Origin of the sequence: Treponema zioleckii (assembly GCF_014737315.1) — a bacterium.
GTDB lineage: Bacteria > Spirochaetota > Spirochaetia > Treponematales > Treponemataceae > Treponema_D > Treponema_D zioleckii.
The window spans coordinates 85,048-107,017 of sequence record NZ_JPUF01000003.1; the positions used below are offsets into that span (position 1 = coordinate 85,048).

The following is a 21,970-nucleotide window of genomic DNA, read 5'->3' on the forward strand; positions in this document are numbered from 1 at the left end:
TGAATTGCCCTAAATTAAAATAGCAGATATAGGATAAGCATATAAATGAAGAAATCGGTAAGAATGCGGGATTTTGCTAAATCCCCAAAAACAAAAAAATCATTGAAATTTCTGGTTTTAGGCATTGCTGTTTTTGGCTGTACCTTCTTTTCTGTTTCTGCACAGTCAAATGCCTTTACTAGCGAGGAAGCGACTAGAGTTTCTGCGACAAATACTCGTTCTGCTGAATCTGGATTTGGTGAGCAGGAATTCAGACGGGGCGTACAGGCCTATTATCGCGGTGCGTTCAATGATGCAATCGTGCAGTTTGAAAAGGCTTTGGCATATCTTCCTGCTGAAAACATGATTCTTGATTGGCTCGGAAAGGCATATTACCGCTCTGGTATAGAAGGCTCGGCTTTGCAACAATGGGAGTACGCTTCGCAGCAGGGCTACGGCGGACTTTTATTGAAGAATAAAATCGAGATTCTTCGAGAGCGACGAATTACGGACAATTTTTACGACACACCGGTAAAATACACTGAATCCGGAAGTTTTTCTGGCGTGAACGGAGAAAATCTTGTTTTTAGCCAGCCAATTTCGATTCTTCCGAATCCTGACGGAACTGCATGGGTGTTGGCGTATGGTTCAAACGAACTTATTTGTCTTGACGTGAACGGAATCGTGACGATACGTTCTACAGGCCCGTTGAATGGCTTTGACAGACCGATGGACATAATTCGTCTTGAAAACGGCAACTTGCTCGTTAGTGAATTTGCCGGCGACAGAATTAGTGAATTCAATCAATACGGTTTTTTGGTAAAATCATTTGGAGAAAAAGGCAGAGGCGTTGGCGGCCTTGTTGGACCGCAGTATTTGGCTCAGGATGATGATGGAAATATTTATGTTTCTGATTTTGGAAACAGCCGCATTGATGTTTTTGACAAAGACGGAAATCCACTTTTCTTTTTTGGCGGAAAACAGGCGGATTTTGCAGGCTTAAAGGCTCCGACTGGAGTTGCGGTTGCGGACGGTTCGGTTTTTGTTGCGGACGCCGTGACGGGAGCTATTTATCGTTTTGATACTGCAGGAAACTACATTGGTCTTTTGTGCCGTGAAAAAACTTTTACGCATCCAGAATCAATAAAACCTTGGGGAAATTACCTTGTGATTTGCGATAAGAACAAAGTTTATTCGATTGATAAAGAGACTGGTTCGCTTTTTGAAAATGTAAGTACTGGAAACGCACCTTCTCAGATAACTTGTGCGGTTCCTGATGCGAACGGAAACATTCTTGTTACAGATTTTAAGACAAACGAAATTTATGTAATGTCGAAGATGTCCGAATTGATTGGAGGCCTTTTGGTTCAGGTTGACAGAGTTGATTCTAAGGCCTTCCCTAAAGTTGTGCTTGACGTAAAGGTTGAGAATCGAAGACGGCAAAGTGTTGTTGGCTTAAAAGACAATAATTTTGTTGTGACCGAAGAAAAGCTTCCTGTTGCGGACTTTAAGCTTGAGGGTGCTGGATACGTAAACGACGTTGCAGACATTACTCTTGTTCTTGATCGTTCGCAGGAGTCTGCAGCCTATTCCGAGGCGATGGAAAGTGCTGTTCAGGAACTTGCAACGGCAATGGGCAATAAGGGCACTCTCCGAATCATAAGTGCAGGTGTTATGCCTGTGGTTGAGTATGAAGGGGCACCTTCCGGGGCTGTAAAGTTTACTTGCAGACAACTTAAAAATCCTGTGGCAAATGATGTTCAGTTGGACGTAGCGCTTCGTCTTGCTTCGAATGCACTTATCAACGGTGAGAACAAGCGCGCGGTGGTTCTTGTGAGTGCAGGAACTGTTACGCCAAATGCTTTTGAGCAATATGGCCTTGCAGATTTAACAACGTACATGAACAATAATTCAATCAGCCTTGTTTCGATTTTGCTAAATCAAGGTTCGCCTGATTCTGAAATTTCGTACCTTTGCAGCAACACAGAGGGCGGACAGTACTATGTTTATCGCACTCAGGGGCTTTCCGGGGTTGTGGGAGATATTATAAACATTCCTTGCGGATTGTACAGAATTTCTTATACTTCAAGATTGCAGACGGCTTTTGGCGAAAAATACCTTCCTGTGGAAGTTGAGACATATCTCTTGAACCGAAGTGGTCGAGATTCAACGGGGTATTTTGCTCCGCTTGAATAGCAAACCTAAAATTTTACAGTGCAACCTGCCGAAAAACTTGCTCCCAGCGAGGCGATTTTATCCCAGGTTGCATTGTAATTTATTCCCGCACTTGTATTTACCGAAATAAACTTTGTAACTTGAATTTCAAGTTCGTGATTTAAATCAACTTTGTATTTTTTTGTAATTTCTGATGATGAAGAACTGCTGGTTGCCAAAAAGTTCAGACTGTCAGTTCTTGTGAGTTTGTGGTTTTCGTGCCGCAAATCTGGCTTAAAGAGTTCGATTATCGAAAACAGCGGCGTGATTTTTCCGTAGCGTTTCCAGATAAATGTCGATTTGCCTGTCCAGTTGTATTTGTCTTCAAAACTTATTTCAAAACCAGTTTTTACGTATTCTTTTTGGGTTATAAAAAAAACTGCCTGAACGTAACTTCCCAGTAAAACAGAAAAATTATCGGGCGTGTCGCGTGGAAGTTTTACTGCTGCGGAAAGAGAAGCCGTGTATTCATCTTGTTCGTACCAGTCAAATTTTTTTATTGTTCCCGTGCTACCAAAAACGTTTGCCGCCGCATGGCTCGAAGTTAATTTTATTTGGCTGGAATCAGCTACAGAAGAAGCTGTTTTGATGTCTCTCGTAAGATTCAATTTTACGGATGACGGAATAAAAAAATCGTATTTTGTCGCAAAAAAGTTTCTCTTCCATACGGCTGCGTAATTTGAAGAATAATAAAGCGATTCTGTAGAACTTGAATCCATTGTGGCGTCTGCCAATACAGATGAGGCAAGATTGTCGCTCAGTAAATCGTAAATCGGCATTGCTTTTAGGAACCACTCGCGTTCGGAAAGGGGGGCAAAAAGTTTGTCCGCGTCCGAAAAATAATCTCCGCCGGCTTCAGTTTTTTTTACGCCGCCAGTGGATTTTTTCCAGCTGAGCGAAAATGAATTTTTTTGAATCGAGAAGGGCAGTGTGCATTCAAACGAAGTTTTGTCGGTAAAAACTGTAGCCGTTGTTTTTTTGTACGTTCCGTCCGACGAAAACGCAAGAGCGGGTTTTAATTTTAAAAAATCAAATTTTCCGCTCGCTTTTGAGTTCAGAGAAACTGTCCGTTTTGAAGCGTCGCTTTCGCCTTTTGAGAATTCCAGAGCGGAGATTTGTTTGTATGAAGAAAAATAATTTTCGGTTTCATAATTTTCTGTGTCGCTCAGTTTTTGGGAGGTTTTTCCGTTTGCCAAAAATTCAAAATACTTTGAATTAAAACTGATTTTTGAATTCTGGGCTTGATTTTTTGACCATTCATCAGAGTTTGAAGAAAAATTTGATTCTAGAATAAAAGGAAATTTGATTCTAGAAAAATCAAGTTTTAGCGAGTCTGTTTTTTCTAAAGATTCCTCGTCTTTTAAAAAATTGTATTCTTCAGAGGCTGAAAGAAAATTTAAAATCGGCTTTTCCGTGCTGATTTTGTGCGCGCCAGAAGTCAATCCTGTGTTTTCAGATGCCTTTGCAGCCGAAAGGTCAACTTTTAGATTCATAATCACTGCCGAAACTTCTCCGTTTCCTTGTGCCAAAGTTTCGCTGTTTTCCGAGGTTGTTTTGCTTGCGTTTCCAGAAAGCCCGATTGAAAAATCCTTTAAAATAGAAAAGTTTTTTATGCTGAGTATTTCGCCCGGTTTTTTGTATGCAATTTTCGCTTTGTCTTGAAAAACAAAATAAGGGCTGTTTTCAGAAAAGTAAAGTTCGTCAATAGAAAAATTTGCGGCTTCCGGCGAATAGTTTTTTATGCGAATTTTGAATCGGTTTGGCATTACGGAGGATTTTGAACGCACTGTTGCACTAATTGTTTGTCCGTCAATTTTTAGGGCGTGCGTTTGCAAATCGAGTGCAAGCGAGTGCCAGGAATCGGTTGAAAAATTTGCAAGCTGTTCTTTTAAAATCGAAATGTAAACGGCTTCTTTTGCAGAATCTCCGCTTCGCTCCAAAATAAATTCAAAATCAGAATTGGAACTGGAATGCTTAAAAAAGAAATTCAATTTTTTGTAAGGTGAAAAATCAAAATCTTCAAAATATCTGATGAATTCAATTTCATCTTCTTCCACTTCGGTTTCGTATTCCCATTCAAAATATTGAACGTAATTTGTTGTCGAATTAAATTCTTTGATTTTTGTGTTCGAAAGTGACGAATCTTTGGTCTGATAATTTTTTGTTTCTGCGTTTTCTGAAACTGCCTGAAAAGTTATGCCTTCAACTTCGTAAGGACCAACTTTTAAAAATCCTGTTGAAACTTGAGAATCTTGATTTTTTGTCACTATGATTCGTGCATTGTAGTTTTGGAGCTCGTTTATGTGGCTCCTGTCTTCGTTTGAGAGCGTTACGGTTACGACTTCCCATTCGCTGTCATCTTTTTGTGTGATTTTTGCGCCGTCACCGGAAGTTTTTGTTTCCGAATCGAAAATTTTCCAGGTTGGGAGTGAAAGCGAGTCTTCATACGAAAAATCTTCTTCGCCGCTCACGCCGAGTTGAAGAAAAACTTTTACGTCCGTCAGCGAACTTAGCGATTTGAATGCCATTGAGAGAGCTGTTGCGTTTGAAAGTTTGTTTTTTAGCGCAGGTGTGCTTATGGTCGTTGCTGCCCAAGCGGGGGAGTCTTCAGTGCCTGAAATATTCGAAAAATTCCATTCTGCGGAAATTGCGTATCCACTGATTTTTGAATCCGTGCTTCCGTTTGCAGGTTCCACGCTTCCGTTTTTTTGTGCGTCCAGTTCGATGGTTTTCGAGCTGCCTGATTCTGTAAAAACCAAAACCGGGGCAAAACCGTCTGGCAAGGAAATGCCAGCTTTTTTGCTCAGATAAGAGCTTTCTGCTGTGTCGTCATCCATTCCTAAAATTCTGTAATTTCCAGTTGTGTTCTGGTTTTCAAGGGCGACGCTCGCTGTGTTTTTTGCTTCAAAGTTATTTTTTTTGTAAACGGCGGACGAGGCGAGGGCTACGAATCCTTGCGCGGAATCTTCGTCGTCCGCGTATTTTTTTTCTGCGGAAAGTGCCCATCGTGAAGCGGCCGAAAGATCAAGTGAGAATGCGTTTGAAAAATCGTATTTGAATCCCGCCGCAACTGCAATTGCGCCTTGTTCCGTGCTCTCGCTGTCTTCGCTCCAGACTGCGCGAATGTGGTCACCGGAACCAACTCCGCTTGAGAGTGTGATTGTACCTTCGTCTTGATTGTAAGTTGCGCCTGCGTCCAAAACGTTGTTTTTGTAAACCCGAACCGTGCCTGCAACTGCGTTTGTGCCAATTTCAAATCTGGAAACTTGCGTGTAGCTTCGGATTCTTAAAACCAAATCTTCGTTCGTGCAAAATCCAAGATAGATTTCGGGTTTTGTGTTTGCGAAAGGAAAACGGACTTTTGGAGAAACTAGAGTTGAATCTTCGGAGGCGTTGCTGGCCGTGCTTTCTGTCAAAAAAACGTCTGCGTATGTGTGCGAAGTGTTAAAAAAATCATTTTCGGTAAAAGTTGAATCTGTGTCGGCAATTTGGACTGAAAAAGAGGCGGAAGAATCTTCCGTGGTTTTTGAGGCGATTTTTGCATCCGTTGCTTTTGTGATTCCTAAATCGTAGCGATTTGCAACTTGAAACGGAGAGAATCCTGCCGGATGCTGGACAAAAAGGACTGCTTCGCTGTCAATCCTGTCAAAAAATCCTTGCGTTTCAAGTCCGGTCGAGTCTCCGCCACGATTGTTTCCTGTAAGCTTGCCGTAGGAATAAGAAGCGACGTTTTCCGTGCAAAACCATTTTTGAATTTCGCCTAAAAATCCACTTCCTGGCTCGGATTTTGTTCCGAATTCTCCTAAATTTGAATTGAGTTTTGTAATTCCTGCCGAGTTAAATTCGAATGCGACAGCTGGCAATTTTCCGTTCGTTTTCCCGGCTTTTGCGTCTTTTGAAATGTAAACCGTGCAGTTTGCCGCCGAAAGAAGATATTGGCTTGAATCAAGTTTTTTATATTTACGTCCCTGAGAATCTTTGAATGTTCCCGTGGAGCTTTCGACGTATACGCCCTGAACGTTGGTTATGTCTTCCGCTGTTGGAAGAACAAACATGCTTCCAGTGTGCCATTCTGAAAGTTCAATATTCGTCGTTGAAACTTGGTTTTTCCCGTACCAGTTTTTTTCTTGTTCCAAAAGCATGTCGTAACGGACTGTTGCATCAGCCTGCCAGTTTTCGCTTTTGAAATTTATTGAAAATCCGGGAGCTTGGTTGTCCCCTCCGCCAATTCCGTAGCCTGCAGTGCTAACAGAATATATAGAAGGAAAAATAATTCCACGGTTTGCGATTTTTGCTGATTTTAGTGTTCCTTCGCCAATGTATCCGGCTTCCACTGTGTTTTTGTCAAATTCTTCTGCAAATGCAGCTCCAAAATACCATTTGCGATTCACCATGAACCACAGGCTTAAATCCACGTTCTGCGTAAAAACTGGCGTTCCGAGGGAAAGCGCGGGGGTTGTGCCAAATCCGAAGGTTGAAGTTGTCGTGCTTGAGACTGTGCTTTTCCAATAGCCTTCTGCGAGAAACTCAACGTTCGTGTCGCCAAAATCGTAGTCAAAAATCGATTTTGCCTTTTCGTCATTTTCTTCAGAATCTTGGTCGTTTTCGCTGTCAGTTGTTTTTTTTCCGCTTTCCGTATCTTCGAGCGGAAGTTTTGAAGAATCAAAAACAATTGAGCCCGCACCGTCACTTTTTTGCCTTGAAACAGAATTTGAAGCGTTTTCAGCATGGCAATTTTCTTTTAGTGATAAAAAAGCAAAAAATGCGAAAAAAAAGATTATAGATTTTAAAGATTTGTCCCAAAATGACTTTCCCAAAAGCCGTGCCTTCGTGATTTTTAATTCAGGATTTTTCTGCGAGGCTTTTAGAATCGCTTCTTCGACTTTGCGTTTTTTTTCTATCACCGAATTCAAAAAGTTCTTGCTGCCGTGGTTTTGTTGAATCTTCCACGTTTTGAAGCCCAACTCCCAAAAGTCGAATTCCCATTCCGTTCTGATATTTTTTAAAAAAAAGGGCTTTTACGCGCTCAAAAAAATCTTCAATCGAAGAAACGTCGCGTTCCCGCGTGTCCTGTGCCGTAAAAGTCGAAAAATCTTCGTAGCGGATTTTTAAGGCGACTGTTTTGCTTCTGAGTTTTTCTTTTAAGGCCCGGAACATTACTGTGTGGCATAGCTGCAAAAGGGCGGTTTCAATTGCTTCAGAATCTGTCAAATCGTAAGTGTATGTATTTTCGGCACTTATAGAACGGCTTTTGGTTTCTTGATTAAAATCTTCGCTTTCGTTTCCACGGACTGCGTTGTAAAGAAAAAGTCCGCCGGCCTTGCCAAAAATACTTTGCAAAAGCGGAAGGGAACGCTCGTAAATATTTCTTGTTGTTAAGATGCCGAATTGTCTGAGTCGCGCGAGAGTTTTTGTTCCCGCGCCCCAAAGTTTTTCTAGCGGCAGGCTCAGCATAAAATCACATTCCTTTCCGAAGGGAACTACGCAAAGACCGTCTGGCTTTTTTAACCCGGATGCAATTTTTGCGACGTATTTTGTGGAAGCAACTCCCACCGAAACTGTAAGTCCTGTTTTTTCTTTGATTTCTTTTTTTAGCCGTTTTGCAGTTTCTTCCGCAGGCCCAAACAGCCGCTCCGTTCCCGTCAGGTCTATAAAAGCTTCGTCCACCGAAATTTGATGAATGTCCGGAGAGTATTCTTTAAAAATCGCCATGACTTCTTCTGATTTTTCGTGATAGCGATGCATTCTTCCGGGAAGAAAAATCCCTTGCGGACAAAGTTTTTCTGCCATAAAAAGCGGCATTGCAGAGTGCACTCCGAACGCGCGCGCCTCGTAGGATGCGGTAGAAACGACGCCGCGTCGCATTCCCCTGTGCCCGCCTACAATTACGGGCTTTCCGCGGTACTGAGGATTGTCCAGCTGTTCTACAGAGGCAAAAAAAGCGTCTAAATCCACATGGAGAAAAACTTTCTGCATAATTCTAACCGTTGATTTTTATTTTTTCGTATTCTGAATCGCTCTTTATTTTCGGTTCTGTAGATTGCTTCGATTTCAATTTCTGAAGAAGCATTTGCCGCACACGCATAATCAATCGTTATTTTTTTTGGTGGCAAATCTGGAATCGTAAAGATTACTGTGTCAGAATCTTCGCCGCTTGAAAAATTATAAAGCGACTCGTAAACAGGAACTTGCTCGTTCAGCGCATGAATTTTTACCGAGTAGCGCACCGCATTTTGAAGCGAAGTTATTTCGAGGTGATTTGAATTTAAGTCAGAGAATTCATCTTTTGTAATATTTGCCGAAATCGTGCCCAAGTTCTCCTCAAAAAAATCAAGTTTGTAAGATTCGCTTTCAATTCGCTCCGGCGTGTAATACCAAATATTTGAGATTGCGGAAAGAATTGCGAACGAAAAAAGAAGATTGTAAATTGCCCCGATTCCGCTTGTAATAAAAACCCGCCGCCTTGAGTGCCCTTTTATTCCGGCATAAATATTTATTCGCGTAAGAAATTTGAGCCAAAGAATGTGAAACGGGAAAACTCCCATTAAAAGCGTAAAGTTCCCGAAAATCGAAGTATTCGTGAGAGAGTGCAAAAGTTTTGTGTGGGAATATTGCACCAAAGTCAGCGCGTATGGAACGAACGGCAAAAGCATAAGAATGCTCGTGACGATTAACGCCGGTATGTTCGTGAATCCTTTTGTAAAATAGATTATCAAGTATTCAAGCCCGAACAAAAGAAAGAAAAGAATGTCAAAAATGCTGAAATACATGATGTTGAGCATTGCCGCAAAAGCAATCGCGTATCCGAATGCAAACTGCATTACCGGCAGGTGCAGCCGTTCTTCCGCCATAAAAGAAAATGAAAGAAACACGAACGAAAGAATCAGCTTTATTCCGGCCTGAATTATAGGATTCTGCGTTTTGATGAAAGGCACGTGCTGAATCAAAAATTGTGCCAGAATCAATGACAAAAAAGAAATTAGAAGCGAAAGCGGAATCATGTACCAGGAATTTATGAATTCTTCTTTTTTTTTGGCGCCTTTTTCCCCGACGAATGAAAAACTAAAAAGAATTAAAAGACCCGAAAAAATCATGATAAGTCCCAGCGAAAGAAAATTCTTTTCTGTAAGCCAAATCTGCTTTTTTTCTTTTGGAAGAAAAAAATATGTGTAGTGAATGTCCCATTCTTCATCCGTAGTCACGTTGAAAACCGAAAGAAAACGGTTCAAGACTTTAAATCCGTTTGAATCAGTAAAATTTATGGCAATAGAGGCGATCCCATGCTCGATTATCGAGGTGAGCCTTGCGTCTCCTTCATGCCAGCCGAGCCTAAAAAAAGAAAGGAATTTGTGCGGATAAGCATAGTCCTCACCTGCGTCTTCAAACGCCTCGCAAATCAGTTTTGAAAGCCATGCCGGACTTGCCGAACCTTTTACGCCTGTCAGGATTACGTTTTTTTCCTCGCCAGTGAATCTTATTGCAAGAATAGCCATGCTTGTTGGGTCAGAAACGGAGTCAACGAATGCCTCCGTACCCGTCGTCTGTTTTTTGTCATTTATTATTGGATTGTCTTTGCTCGCACAGAGAATTTTTAAATCGTAAGGAAACTGCCTGTTCGCAATTTGATTTATGAAGTCTGAAAATTGCTCTTTGCGCTTAAAAACGTCTTCTTGCAAAAAATCCAGAACCAAAGCCATTTTTTTTTGATTTGTCCCGGAATCTTTTTCTTCACTATATGAGCCTTGCTTGTCGATTATAATATTAAAAGGAAATTCGTCCTGCCCTGTCAGAGAGAAGTCTTCTTTTTGAATTGTTATTCCGTGTAGATTTTGGAGATTTGATTTGAGAAATGCCTCGATTTCTTTGGAAAGACGCAATCCCTCATATTTTTCAGATTCTAAATTCCCGGAGATTTCTGTAATATTTTCAGAGTCATTTTGAAGCGCCGAACTTTTTGGCTGTGCCTTCACACTGTGGGAAGCCGAAAAAATAAGCAGTATTGCAGCGAGAAGTTTAATCTGTATGGTGTGCCAGTGCATGTTGATGATGTGCGAATGCATACAATATATAGAATATAATTTGTAGGTTTACAATGCAAGTGGCTTAGTTTATAATAAAACGTATATAAAAAAGGAGTTCATATATGAGTGGTGCTGGTAAAAAGTTTAGTCTGAATTTGCCTCTGAAAGTTATCTTGACAGAGGAAGGTACATCGCATTTTATCAGTCACAAGAAAAAACTTTTAAGATTTAAGCTTGCAGATAATGTTGAAGAATACGGAATCTCTTTGAATCCGTTTTCGCCACAGTCCCTTCAGAACATGATTATGGTTGACTATATTTCAAAAATCGAAATTGCCATGTCAGAGTTCGTTTCCGTTCGACAGGAAGTGATGGATCTTTCGAAGGTCATCGTCTACTCGCTTCTTTACAAGCAGTTTGAACGCGAGGTTTTTGCGAGCCTTATAAAATGTGACATTGTTCGTAAACATAACCGTGCAAATCCTAGCCAGCTCATCGACGAGCGAACTAATATTGCTGATTCAAAATTGCGTACTGTGCTGGTAAACAAGCAGTCTGTAATCGCAATGGTAAAGAAAGATATTCTTGATCCTGTCTGGAAGTCGATTCTTGAAAACAAGGATTATTCTCCAGAAGAGAGAAATGTTTATCTTCTTATGTCGGAGAAATTCCTGAATCGTCTGAGTCTTATGAATTGGTATATTCTTGTAAAATTTTATAAGACCGACGGTTTTGCCGAGATGAATCTTTCAATAAGGCATCTTTTGCAGGAATACATGGAAAAATCTCGTGTTGCCGAATATATTTCGATTCTTGTGATGGAGCTTGCGCTCAATAATGAGAACAACAACATGAGAAAGGCTGCAAAGCTTATGTATGCAGGTGCGGAAGACACCGATTCAATGATTTTTGACCCGGATATTCGCGAAAAAATCATTGCTGAGCTTAAACGCAAGCACGAGCTGGTTTCGCTTTCATGGAAACTTGGCGGCGGCTCTACTTCTGTTGGTAAACAGGGACGACTCCAGATTACGCTTTACAACAAAGATGAGGAGTTCCAGGAAACGAAAGAGAGCATTGAAGCTAAAATGGCTGCCGATACAAGCAAGCGTTCTCTTATCGATTTCTACCGGGAACTTCCTGACGGGCAGGAGAGCACGGACTTGGGACTTTACTATCTTTCTTATCTTGATGACGCATGTAAGAAAGTTGACGTAAAATTCGAGTCTATCGTAAATCAGTTCTCGTCAAACGATTTAACCGTCATTAACTTGATTTTTAACTTCTAAAAAAAATTGAATTCGGGTAACATATACTTATGTTTCTCAAACTTATTCGGAAAATTATCATCGGGACTGTGCTTTTTGCGTTCGTGCCGATGATTTTTTCATGTTCAGACAGCGTACCCGAAATTTCGAAAGTCTCTTATTACGTCGTTTTTGACTTTGAAGAAGTTGATAAAAATCCTTCCGTGTCGCTTTCTGTTTTTTTGCAGCTCAACAGTGAAGCTCGGCGTGCTTCAAAAATGGTTGTTTCAAAAGATTCCAGTGATTATTCATGGATTATCGAAACTCCTGAGATTTTTTCTTCCGACGACAAAAATTACGTATTTGCGAAAAACCTCCGTTCTGATGCGATGAGCCCGAATTTTGCAGGCTCGTATACTGTTTTGTATGCCGATTTGACTGACAACGAAACCGAGGGAAAATTCGTTGTGGCCTATGACAAGCGGCTTGTTGAATCAACTTCTGAAAATGCGCTTTCTTTTGCAAGGGGGGCGCAAAAAAATATTGCGGTGTACAACGAAAAAAACGAAGTGATTTATTTTGGAAAACCAAAGGATAGCTGGAGCGAGCCTCAAAAAATCCTTGAAAATTATAACAAAGCCGTCTCAAAGCGGGACGTTTATTTTAGTGCTGGCAGCGGAGTTTATATTCTTCTGCCTAAAGAAAATCTTTAAAATGAAAGCGAGGAAAATTATGCCTGAAAGACAAACTGATGAGATAAGACGTGAAGTGCACACTTTTGTGATTCGTGCGGGGCATTTTACCAATGCTGAAAAAAAAGACTACGAGGAACTTTTGCCTGTTTGGGGCATTCCTTACGATAAAGAAAAATTCAGCGAAAAGAAACTTGATTTTGAAGAAATCTTCGGAAACAAAAATCCTGTCGTAATAGAAATTGGTTTTGGAATGGGAAAGGCGACTGCGATAATTGCGGAGAACAATCCTAACATCAACTATATTGGAATCGAGGTCCATAAGCCAGGAATCGGAAAACTTTTGGGCGAGATTCGTGAGCGTGGGCTAAAAAATCTAAGAATCATCGCGCATGATGCTATGGAAGTGCTTTCCGACATGATTGCCGATGAAAGCGTTAGTGCGTTCCATATTTTCTTTGCCGACCCGTGGCCAAAAAAACGCCACCACAAGCGAAGACTCGTTCAGCGCCCTAGAACAGATTTGCTCACAAAAAAACTTTTGAAAGGCGGCTACATTTATTTTGTTACGGATTGGCTTCCTTACGCTGAGTTTGCGATGGATGAGCTAAAACTTACGGAAGGACTCAAAAATCGTTTTGACGGTTTTGCGCCGCATCAGGAGTGGCGACCGGAGACTCGTTTTGAGCAAAAAGGTGTTGACGCGAACCGCGTGATTAGCGAAATGATGTTCGAAAAAATCTAGGAAGTAAAAATGGCAGATTTATTTGATATTGATGAGACTGCAAGAATTTCTGAGCTGGTTACGCTCATAAAAAAATATCAGGATTCTTACTACAATGGCGAGGCCGAAATTGAGGATTCTGAATTTGATAAACTTTGGGACGAACTTAAAACTCTGGACCCGGAAAATGAAATTTTAAAAAAAGTTGGTGCCGACAGCGGAAATTTTGCGAAAATCAGGCATATAATGCCAATGGGGAGTCAGGAAAAAGCTGCGAACCCTGAGCAATTTCTTGCATGGGCTAAAAATCACGTTTATTCAGAATATTTTGTTGAATACAAACTCGACGGTGCTTCTCTTGAGCTTCAATTCAGGCATGGCAATTTAGTTCGCGCGGTGACTCGTGGCGACGGCTCGGTTGGAGACGACATTACCGCGAACGCAAAAAAAATGAACGGCGTTCCCGCGGCTCTATTCGACTGTGACGGAAAGAGCGTTGATTTTACTGGTGCCGTACGTGGCGAAGTTATTATGACGCATGACGTTCATAAAACTTTTTATGCCGATAAAGCAAATTGCCGAAATGCGGCGAACGGTCTTATGAAGCGAAAGGACGGAAGCGGAAGCGAGAATTTAAAGCTCATAACTTACGATGCTTTGTGCACTGAAGGTGAAAGTCCGTTTAAAGACGAGGAAGAAAAAATTGATTGGCTCAAAAAATGCGGTTTTAACGTTTGCCCGCTAAAAATCGTTCATTCTCCAAAAGAAGTTATTGATTACCGCGCCGAAGTGATGGAAAAAAGGACTGCGCTTGAATACGACATTGACGGGCTTGTAATAAAAGAGCGGGCCATAAATCTTGCAGATGCAAGTCGGGCCAGGCCTGACAGACAGATAGCTTTTAAATTCAGTCTTGAAGAAGCTGTTTCTATCGTGCGTTCTGTTGAGTGGAGCGAATCCGGGGCAACATACACTCCTGTCGCGATTTTTGACGAAGTTTCCCTGAACGGAACGAAAGTTCAGCGCGCGAGCCTTGCGAATCCAGACACGATGCGTGCGCTCGGCTTGAAAATCGGAAGCCGGGTCGTTGTGGTAAAACGCGGCGAAATTATCCCAAAAATAGAGAACGTTCTCCCGGAAGAAGAAGGGGACAAAACTTCGCAAGTGATTTTTCCGAGCGAGTGCCAGATTTGCGGTTCCAAGCTTGTTGATGACGGAAGCCGGCTTTACTGCCCGAACAAGTCTTGTTCAAAGCGGATTTTGCATCAGCTTTTTAAATGGGTCGGCGTAGTTGATATTCGGGATTTGGGCGAAACTTTAATCCGCTCGCTTTTTAAGGACAAAATTCTTAATTCAATTTCTGATATTTACAAACTTGATGCCGAAACATTGGTTCCTTACTTTTTGAATGAGGAATCAATCGAAAATCAAAAAGATTCTCTCGGCGCAAAAAAAGTTTACGAGTCGATTCAAAGGCACCGAAAAATGTCCCTTGCCGTTTTTGTTGCTGGTTTTGACATTGAAGGAATCGGTGAGACGACCGTGCAGAAACTTGTTGATTCTGGCTATAATTCGCTCGAAAAACTTTTTGCCGCGACTACTGAGCAGATTGCCGCCGTTTATGGTTTTGCGGAAATAACTGCCCAAACCTTCGTGCAAGGGCTTTTGGAAAACAAAGAAGAAATGCTCTCCCTCGTTAACGGCGGCGTGATTGAAATTGAGCAGGTTTCGGGCGGAAAACTCGAAGGAAAATCTTTTTGTTTTACAGGCGAACTTAGGAGCATGAAGCGTGCTGATGCCGAGGAACTCGTAAAGAAAAACGGCGGTTCGTGCAAGTCGTCTGTTACGAAGGATTTGAGCTATCTCGTTACGAATGATACCGAAAGCGGTTCTTCAAAAAATCAGAAGGCTCAGAAGTATAACATTCCGATAATCAACGAGGAGGAATTTTTAAAACTACTTTCATAAAACGTATGCGGACAGAAAAAAAGTAAAACTCGAAAAAATCATAAAATTTATTTCGCTTGCCTCACTTTTTGTTTTGCTCGGAACCGCGTTGTTTTATTGTTTTATTTTTGTCCGCTGTTTTTTTTCTGCAAAGAAAGTCCCGGAAATCTCGAATTATTCGGTTATGCACGTGCTGTTTTATGGTTCCAGCCCGGACACGGTTAGCGCGCGTTTTACGATTCTTGACACTGACGGCAAGGAATTCTGCATAATTGATCGGTCGTGGAGCGGGCAAAGTCTTTCTGTGGATTTTACGAGTGCGGCTTTTGGCGGAAAAGAATATCTTTTTCCGCTGGATATTCGTTCTTCCAAAATCGGGCATGAAAATTCTTCGCAAGTGGGGGACGGCACTTTTTTACCAAAATACTTCCTTGAAGACGGTGAGTGTATGCTGTTGTCTTCAAGGTATTCTTCAAAATGTCGTTCTGCCCTGAGCGATTTGTGCTTTTTTGCAATCTGGCAATCAAAAAGAATGCAGTCAAGATATTCAAAAATCTATTCGATAGAACTTTCCGGTCTAAAGACCGGAACTCGCTACGAGATTGTTATTGATTCAAAAGGTTCTTTGAAGCTTCTTCAAATGTAAAATCGCTTATAAAAAAATCTGGATCAACTGCTTCCCAGTTCATGCGGATTTCCCAATGAAGGTGCGGCCCTGTTACGAATCCTGTCGCTCCGGAGATTGAAATCAAATCGCCTGGTTTAACGATGTCTCCGACTTTGCATTTTAGTTCGCTGTTGTGGTAGTAAAGGCTGTAAAGCTGCGGTAAATGCTCGATTACGACGGTGTAGCCGGTGGTGATTCTCCATTCAGAAAGAACGACTTTTCCGTGTGCGCAGGCTCGAACTTCTGAGCCGGTGGGAATTCCAAAGTCCTTTCCGTAGTGCATACTGTTCTGCTTTTTTCCTGTGGTGTAGACATAAACGCGTCTTTCGCCGTAGGTTGAAGTGATTCTTTTTGCTGGTGTTGGAGCCTGGAATGCGTTAAGTTCGTAAACGGCGTTTGTGTCGCATTTTCCCAAGACTTCGTTGAGCTTTGCAATTTGCTGCTGTTTTTCTTTGCTGTTGTCGTTTCGGATTTTTGTGCTTGCTTCTGGCATGTTGAGCGTGTAAAGCTCAAAATCTTTTTTGAGAACTTCAACTGGCAGCGTAAAAGTCTGTTTTGCCCTTCCGAATGGTGAATAAGTAACGTTGAGCGTGTACTGTCCTGGTTTTACGTATGTGTTCAGCGGAACGCCGGCAAGAATCGTTTCTTCGGCAGTTTCGTCACTTCGTTTGATTCTGTAAAAACTTGACTGAGAGAGAGACTTTGCAGTTAAATCTTTTCCCTTAAAAAACTGAATTTTTCCAGTTGATTTTTTGTCTGCGGTCAAAAGCTGATTTTTAAAATCGTTTTTTGGCGTAAAAATCATTCTTACAAAAAGCGCGTCACCTGGATGCAATTTTGCGTTGTAAAAAACGCTCATGTTGTAGTCGTCCGTTTGCCAGCTGCTTTTTTCGGCTGTAAGGGCGGCCATTGCGATTAGCAAGAAAGTAAGAATAGCCGCCACTTTTTTTGTACTTTTATTCATAAAATCCTCCTCGATTTTGAATTCTATTTTAGTCCATGCTGCGCCGGATATCCGTTATTATCATTTGCGGCGTTTCGACTCCGTTGTAAGTGTTTCGGCTTATCTGGTAAACCACGTCAACTTTGTCGCCCTTGTCGAATTCTTTGTGGAGACGGTCGCCTTCTCCCCAGAACATTGCCGGCCACTTGTTTTTTCCGCAGTCCAAAGTGAGTTTTAAATGTTGCCGTTCTGTTTTACCGAGCAATAGCGCGTCAGAAATTTTTAGCGAACGGCTCATAAATGTAAGTTCTCGGTTTGACTCACCGTATGGCTCGAATTTGTCCACGAGCGTAAGCAGCGTCGGTTTTAGGTAGTCTGGCGGAATTTCTGCATCAATGTCGATTCTTTCGGATTCGTCATTTCCAAGTTCAATTGTAGGGGCAAGCTTTTCAAGGTACGAAAGGAATTCTGGCATACGTTCTTTCTTAAAACTGAATCCTGCCGCAAAATTGTGCCCGCCGTGGCTTATAAAAACTTCGCTCATCTGTTCGAGAAAATTCGTAACGTCGTAACCGCGACAGCTCCGCATTGAGCCGATGGCGATTCCGTCAACGTAAGTGATTGCCATTGAAGGAATTCCGTAAGTGGATACAAGCCGGCCCGCAATCGTTCCCGAAACTCCGCGGTTGATTCTTTCGTCAATCACGACGCAAAGTTTTCCGCCGTATTTTTCGATTGATTCGCGCGCGTGTTCTTCCGCATAGCTCCAGCCTTCGATTCCGAGTTGCTTTCGGGTATTGTTCATATCGATGATTTTGTTCGCAATGTCGGTTCGTTTTGCCGGGTCTTTTTCAAGGAACAGCTCAAGACCGATTTCTGGCTGGCCGAGTCTTCCCGTTGCGTTCAAGGCTGGATTTATGTTCCATGAAAGATCCGTGCTACCGATTTTTTTTCCGAGAAGATTCTGGAGCGAAAGAAGTTCCATGAGTCCTTCGCGCGCGTTCCCCTTGTTTATGGAGTTGATTCCGTGCCGAAGGAAAATTCTGTTTTCGTCAATAAGAGGCATAATGTCTGCGAGGGCTGCAAGAGAAACAAGCTGCAAATCCCGCTCGTCGGCTTTTTTGATTTCCGGGAACTGCTCTTCAATCTGTCTGTTTACGAACGTTACAAAAATATTGAAGAAACTTTTTATTTCGCTGTTGTATTCTGGATTGTAACGGGCGATTTTTGATTTTGACTTCAAATCTGAGAGCGACGCGTTTGCCATTGAAGGAAATATCCGAGCGAGCTGAGGGCGCAAATCAAGAAAGTTGAATTCTGCTCCTTTGCCGAACGTTTGTGACAAAATCTGCTGCGTAGAATTTGCGTCCCAGACAAAAATCTGCTGGCCCCGTAAAAAGTCCAAAAGCTTTGTTTGAGAAATCGAAGTTCCTGCGTCGTATTTTTCTGAGAAAAATGATTTTTCCACGAGATTTTCAACTTTTATAACTTCAACGGCGCACTTTCCGCCTTCTTCGTGGGCTGTAAGAAGTGCGATTTCGTTTTTGTAAACTTCGCTCCGCGCAAATCTTAATGCCGTAACGACTTTGTAGGCAACCGCGCAGCCAGAAATGTCTTTGAACGGATAGCCTGAGTCCGCGCATTTTGGATTTACGATGATTGCAGGCGAAGGAAGCACTTCCGGAGGATTGTGATGGTCAATGACTATAACATCCATTCCTTTTTCAGTTGCATATTTTATTTCTTCCACGTTTGAAATTCCGCAGTCCACGGTGATGATTAAAGAACCGTAGTCTTTTTCAAACTCGTCGATTGCAGGAAGGTTCAGTCCGTATGGGTCTGAGCCTGACGGAAGCTTGCATTTTACGTCAAGACCGAGAGACGTTAGGTAATTGTAGAGGACAGTTGTTGACGTGATTCCGTCCACGTCGCGGTCTCCAAAGATAAGGACTTTTTCCTCTTCGTCAACCGCCTGAAGAATCCTGTCTACCGCGTCTTCCATGTTTACGAACAAAAACGGATTGTGAAGGTATCTTTTGTCATCTTCCAAAAAATATTGCACATCGTTTCCGTTTACAATGCCTCTGCGGGCAAGAATAGAGGCCGTGAGCGGATCCGCGCCAAAACGGTCGTAAATGTCGCTAACCTCTTTTCGAGTGATTGTTTTTTTTATCCAGTTTTTCATAAAATCCCGATTCCAGATTCAAGTGATTTGAGCTTCGAGCCGCACGCATTCTCAATCAGAGCAAAGCAAAGTTCTTTCATCTCAAGATACGATTTTTCATCGATTAAAATCCGTCTTACGTCCTTTGGTGCAAGCGTTGAAATTGCTTCAAGATACGTTACGGCCGATTTTCCCAAAATGAAGCGTGGTTTATAGGAGTCATTTCCTCCCTGAGCGGAATACATTGAATGAGAGCAATCCGCACAGATGAATCCGTTTTCACGTTCATCAAAAATATTCATATATAATAAAGAATCATTCGTGAATTTTCTACTATGCAAAGATTCACCGCATTGAACACAGGTTGATGTGTTCGGCTTGATTCCTAAGATTTCAAGATATCTCCACAAAAAACGCACGAATCCCAGACGAGATTCTTTTTCGTCAGAAAGTTCCATACCGTCCAGCAAGCCGTTTGTTATGCGCCAGGCTGATTTTGGGGAACCTGCGCACTTTGTTTTTATTAGAATTTCCGCCGCAAGGGAAGATGCGAACGTTTTAAAAAGATTTTCCCTGAATGAAAGATGATATTTTTTTACGTCAAAATCCGTAATTTTTGTGGATTTTTTTGCTTCGTCGCGGTAAAGATAAAGAACTCCCGAATTCATCGGCGAAACGAGCGAACGAAGTTTGCTTTTTGGCCCCCCGTAAAGAGTCGCATAAATAATTCCCTCCGCCTCCGAAAAAATCGTTGCCGTGCGATTGTTTTCTCCCTGTGGCTGAATCGAAAGAATGAGTGCGTTGCAAGAGACATTTCTCATTCATTTAAAATAGTAAATTTCGTTAAAAATAGTCAACTTGTCAAAATAAAAATTGACAGAGAAAAATCAATTTATTAAAATAAAAAAGATATAAAACTAGGAGACATTGATTTTATGATTTTTCCTTTGGAACAATTGGTTAAATTTTCGGAAAATATTTACGAAGCCACAGTAGCTTCTAGTCGCCGTGCATATCAAATGGCGATGATTAAAGACAAGGCCATTGAGGAGAATGAAGACAAAGTTGTTTCGCTCGCGGCAAAACAGGTTTTTACAAAGCAGGTAAAATTCGGAAGAATCGAATCTAAAAAATAGGTTACTATAAAAGGTTTGTTTAAGTTTTGTTTTATGCTTGACGAAAACGAACCTTTTAATGATAATACCAATACACTTTAATAAGGGGTGCTTATAATGCCTTGTGGAAAGAAAAGAAAGCGCCAGAAGATGGCGACACATAAGCGTAAGAAGATGCTTAGGCGCAATCGTCACAAGAAGTAATGATGACTGTTAGTCAGCTTACTTTATAAATGTGGGTTGTGAATTGTGAATTACTTTTAAAAGACCGCGAAAGTTGTAAAACTACGCGGTCTTTTTTTTCGGGAGCAGAAAATAGAAAATGTTACTTTCCGGTATAAAATCTCCAGACGATCTCAAAAAAATTCCAGAAGAAAAACTCCCCGAACTATCTGACGAAATCCGAAAAAAAATTATAGAAACAGTCGCAAAAAACGGCGGCCATCTTGCAAGCAATTTAGGAGTCGTGGAACTTACGATTGCGATTCATAGAGTGTTTTCAAGTCCAAAAGATGCCGTTATTTTTGACGTAAGCCATCAGGCATACACGCACAAACTCCTTACAGGGCGGTACAACTCTTTTTCGTCTATAAGAAAGCATGATGGAATTTCAGGCTTTACGCGCCGTATGGAAAGCGAGCATGATTTTTTTGACAACGGGCATTCAAGCACATCAATTTCGCAGGGGTTGGGACTTTTGACTGCATGGAACTACTGCAAAAAAGACGGAAAGGTTATTGCCGTTATTGGGGACGGTGCTCTTACAGGCGGTCTTGCTTTTGAGGCGATGAATCACGCAGGTCAGCTCGCAAAAAATCTGATTGTCGTTCTGAACGATAATCAAATGTCAATTTCCCCGAATACAGGTTCTGTTTCTCGATATCTTTCTTCTTTGACGATGACGGGTTTTTACCAAAAATTCAGGAACTTTGTGGACCGTCTCGTTGATAAAATTCCTTATTCCGAACATCATTTGGGAAAAATGATTTTTAGGTTAAAACGGGGAATAAAAGGCGTGTTTTTGAACACGAACCTTTTTACGGATTTTGGTTTTGAATATGTCGGTCCGCTTGACGGACATAATATAAAGTTGCTGGAAGACACTTTTAACCGTGTAAAGAGTCTTTCCAAGCCAGTCGTCGTGCATGTTCTCACAAAAAAAGGAAAAGGGTACAGCCCTGCCGAAAACGATCCGTCCACTTTTCATGGTGTGGGACCGTTCCAAATCTCGAACGGCGTAATGGAAAAGTTTGATACGCTGAGTTTTACCGAAAATTTCAGTCAGACAATAATCGATGCTGCATCAAAAAACGAAAAAGTCGCTGCGATTACGGCGGCAATGTCAAAAGGAACCGGTCTTGACGCTTTTTCAAGACGCTTCCAGAACAGATTTTTTGACGTGGGAATTGCGGAAGAACATGCAGTTACTTTTGCCGCGGGACTGAGTGCCGGCGGAATGATTCCTGTGGTGGCAATTTATTCCACTTTTATTCAGCGGGCGGTTGACCAGATAATTCACGACGTGGCACTGCCGGATTTTCATGTGGTTTTCTGTTTTGACCGGGCCGGCGTTGTTCCGGGTGACGGTTCGACTCATCAGGGGCTTTTTGACATTTCGATTTTGCGTCCGATTCCTAATATCATCATGCTTTCTCCTTGTTCAGCTTCCGCCAAAAAAAATAGTCTTGAATTTGCACTTGAAAAAACGAATCATCCTGTAATCATTCGTTATCCAAAATTGTCCTGTCCTTCTGAACTCAAGGCTTTTGAGGGAGAAATTGAAGAGGGAAGGGGATTGCTCGTAAAATGCGAGGATTTTGCACCCGCGCTGAGCACTGATTTTGAGATCGAACCTTTTGAAATCGCTTCCGGAAAGTGCGATGATTTTAAAAAAGTCCTTTTCGTTACGACCGGCGGAATGTTTGCGGAAGTTTTGCAGGCCGCACGGCTTGTTTTGCAGTCGCACGTTTACGCGGACATTTATTCTCTCAGATTCTTAAAGCCGCTTGACGAAGAATATTTTACTTCTCTCGCCCAGAATTATGACGGCGTTGTTTTTGTGGAAGACGGCGTTCAGATTGGGGGAATCGGGGAATATCTTGAAGATTTGTTGCATAAAAAAAATCAAGATATAAAAACTTTCGTAAAGGCGTTTCCAGACCGATTTTTGCATCATGGAAACCGGGAGCAGATTTGCGAAGACGCGCGGATGTCTCCTAAACACCTTTCGGCGGCAGCACTTTCTCTTTTTTAGAGA

14 protein-coding genes are annotated in these 21,970 nt (G+C 41.8%); 8 read left to right on the forward strand and 6 right to left on the reverse strand.

What is annotated here, in order from left to right:
- Positions 1–45 precede the first annotated feature (45 nt).
- Positions 46–2,175: a hypothetical protein gene (locus JI65_RS01870; RefSeq protein WP_242457133.1), complete on the forward strand. Its 2,130-nt coding sequence runs from the start codon at positions 46–48 to the stop codon at positions 2,173–2,175.
- Between the two features lie 5 nt (positions 2,176–2,180).
- Here the strand turns inward: JI65_RS01870 and JI65_RS17635 are convergent, their stop codons facing one another.
- Genes JI65_RS17635 through JI65_RS01885 form a run of 3 tightly spaced genes read right to left on the reverse strand, consistent with a single transcriptional unit; the run spans position 2,181 to position 10,163 of the window.
- Positions 2,181–7,106, reverse strand: coding sequence for a hypothetical protein (locus JI65_RS17635; RefSeq protein WP_191013672.1), 4,926 nt, complete (start codon positions 7,104–7,106; stop codon positions 2,181–2,183).
- Positions 7,036–8,169, reverse strand: a complete 1,134-nt coding sequence (dinB, locus tag JI65_RS01880) for a DNA polymerase IV (RefSeq protein ID WP_191013673.1) — start codon at positions 8,167–8,169, stop codon at positions 7,036–7,038. The genes JI65_RS17635 and dinB overlap by 71 nt, the downstream gene beginning before the upstream one ends.
- The gene (locus JI65_RS01885; RefSeq protein ID WP_191013674.1) at positions 8,139–10,163 is read right to left on the reverse strand and encodes a hypothetical protein; all 2,025 of its coding nucleotides are present in this window, start codon (positions 10,161–10,163) and stop codon (positions 8,139–8,141) included. The genes dinB and JI65_RS01885 overlap by 31 nt, the downstream gene beginning before the upstream one ends.
- Positions 10,164–10,336: 173 nt before the next feature.
- On the opposite strand from JI65_RS01885, the gene JI65_RS01890 reads away from it, so the two are divergent.
- The 5 genes from JI65_RS01890 (at position 10,337) to JI65_RS01910 (ending at position 15,470) form a co-directional block, all read left to right on the forward strand.
- Entirely contained in the window at positions 10,337–11,503 is a 1,167-nt protein-coding gene (locus tag JI65_RS01890; RefSeq protein WP_191013675.1) for a DUF8084 family protein, read from the forward strand.
- A gap of 29 nt (positions 11,504–11,532) precedes the next feature.
- Positions 11,533–12,174 (forward strand): hypothetical protein, encoded by a 642-nt coding sequence (locus JI65_RS01895; protein ID WP_191013676.1) that lies wholly within the window; start codon positions 11,533–11,535, stop codon positions 12,172–12,174.
- 19 nt (positions 12,175–12,193) lie between these two features.
- A complete protein-coding gene (trmB, locus tag JI65_RS01900; RefSeq protein ID WP_242457134.1) occupies positions 12,194–12,898 on the forward strand; it encodes a tRNA (guanosine(46)-N7)-methyltransferase TrmB in 705 nt (234 codons plus the stop codon).
- A 9-nt stretch (positions 12,899–12,907) separates the two neighbouring features.
- Positions 12,908–14,845: an NAD-dependent DNA ligase LigA gene (gene ligA, locus JI65_RS01905; RefSeq protein WP_191013678.1), complete on the forward strand. Its 1,938-nt coding sequence runs from the start codon at positions 12,908–12,910 to the stop codon at positions 14,843–14,845.
- A gap of 163 nt (positions 14,846–15,008) precedes the next feature.
- Positions 15,009–15,470: a hypothetical protein gene (locus tag JI65_RS01910; protein WP_191013679.1), complete on the forward strand. Its 462-nt coding sequence runs from the start codon at positions 15,009–15,011 to the stop codon at positions 15,468–15,470.
- Here the strand turns inward: JI65_RS01910 and JI65_RS01915 are convergent.
- Genes JI65_RS01915 through recO form a run of 3 tightly spaced genes read right to left on the reverse strand, consistent with a single transcriptional unit; the run spans position 15,430 to position 19,419 of the window.
- Positions 15,430–16,455, reverse strand: a complete 1,026-nt coding sequence (locus JI65_RS01915) for a M23 family metallopeptidase (RefSeq protein WP_191013680.1) — start codon at positions 16,453–16,455, stop codon at positions 15,430–15,432. The two genes, JI65_RS01910 and JI65_RS01915, sit on opposite strands and share 41 nt — an antisense overlap.
- A gap of 28 nt (positions 16,456–16,483) precedes the next feature.
- A complete protein-coding gene (gene recJ, locus JI65_RS01920) occupies positions 16,484–18,619 on the reverse strand; it encodes a single-stranded-DNA-specific exonuclease RecJ (RefSeq protein ID WP_191013681.1) in 2,136 nt (711 codons plus the stop codon).
- Positions 18,616–19,419 (reverse strand): DNA repair protein RecO, encoded by an 804-nt coding sequence (gene recO, locus JI65_RS01925; protein ID WP_191013682.1) that lies wholly within the window; start codon positions 19,417–19,419, stop codon positions 18,616–18,618. Before recO ends, recJ begins: the two co-directional genes overlap by 4 nt.
- A 114-nt stretch (positions 19,420–19,533) precedes the next feature.
- Between recO and JI65_RS01930 the strand changes: the two genes are divergently transcribed.
- Positions 19,534–19,734, forward strand: a complete 201-nt coding sequence (locus JI65_RS01930) for a DNA-directed RNA polymerase subunit omega (protein WP_191013683.1) — start codon at positions 19,534–19,536, stop codon at positions 19,732–19,734.
- A 301-nt stretch (positions 19,735–20,035) separates the two neighbouring features.
- Positions 20,036–21,967 (forward strand): 1-deoxy-D-xylulose-5-phosphate synthase, encoded by a 1,932-nt coding sequence (gene dxs, locus JI65_RS01935; RefSeq protein WP_191013684.1) that lies wholly within the window; start codon positions 20,036–20,038, stop codon positions 21,965–21,967.
- Positions 21,968–21,970 lie beyond the last annotated feature (3 nt).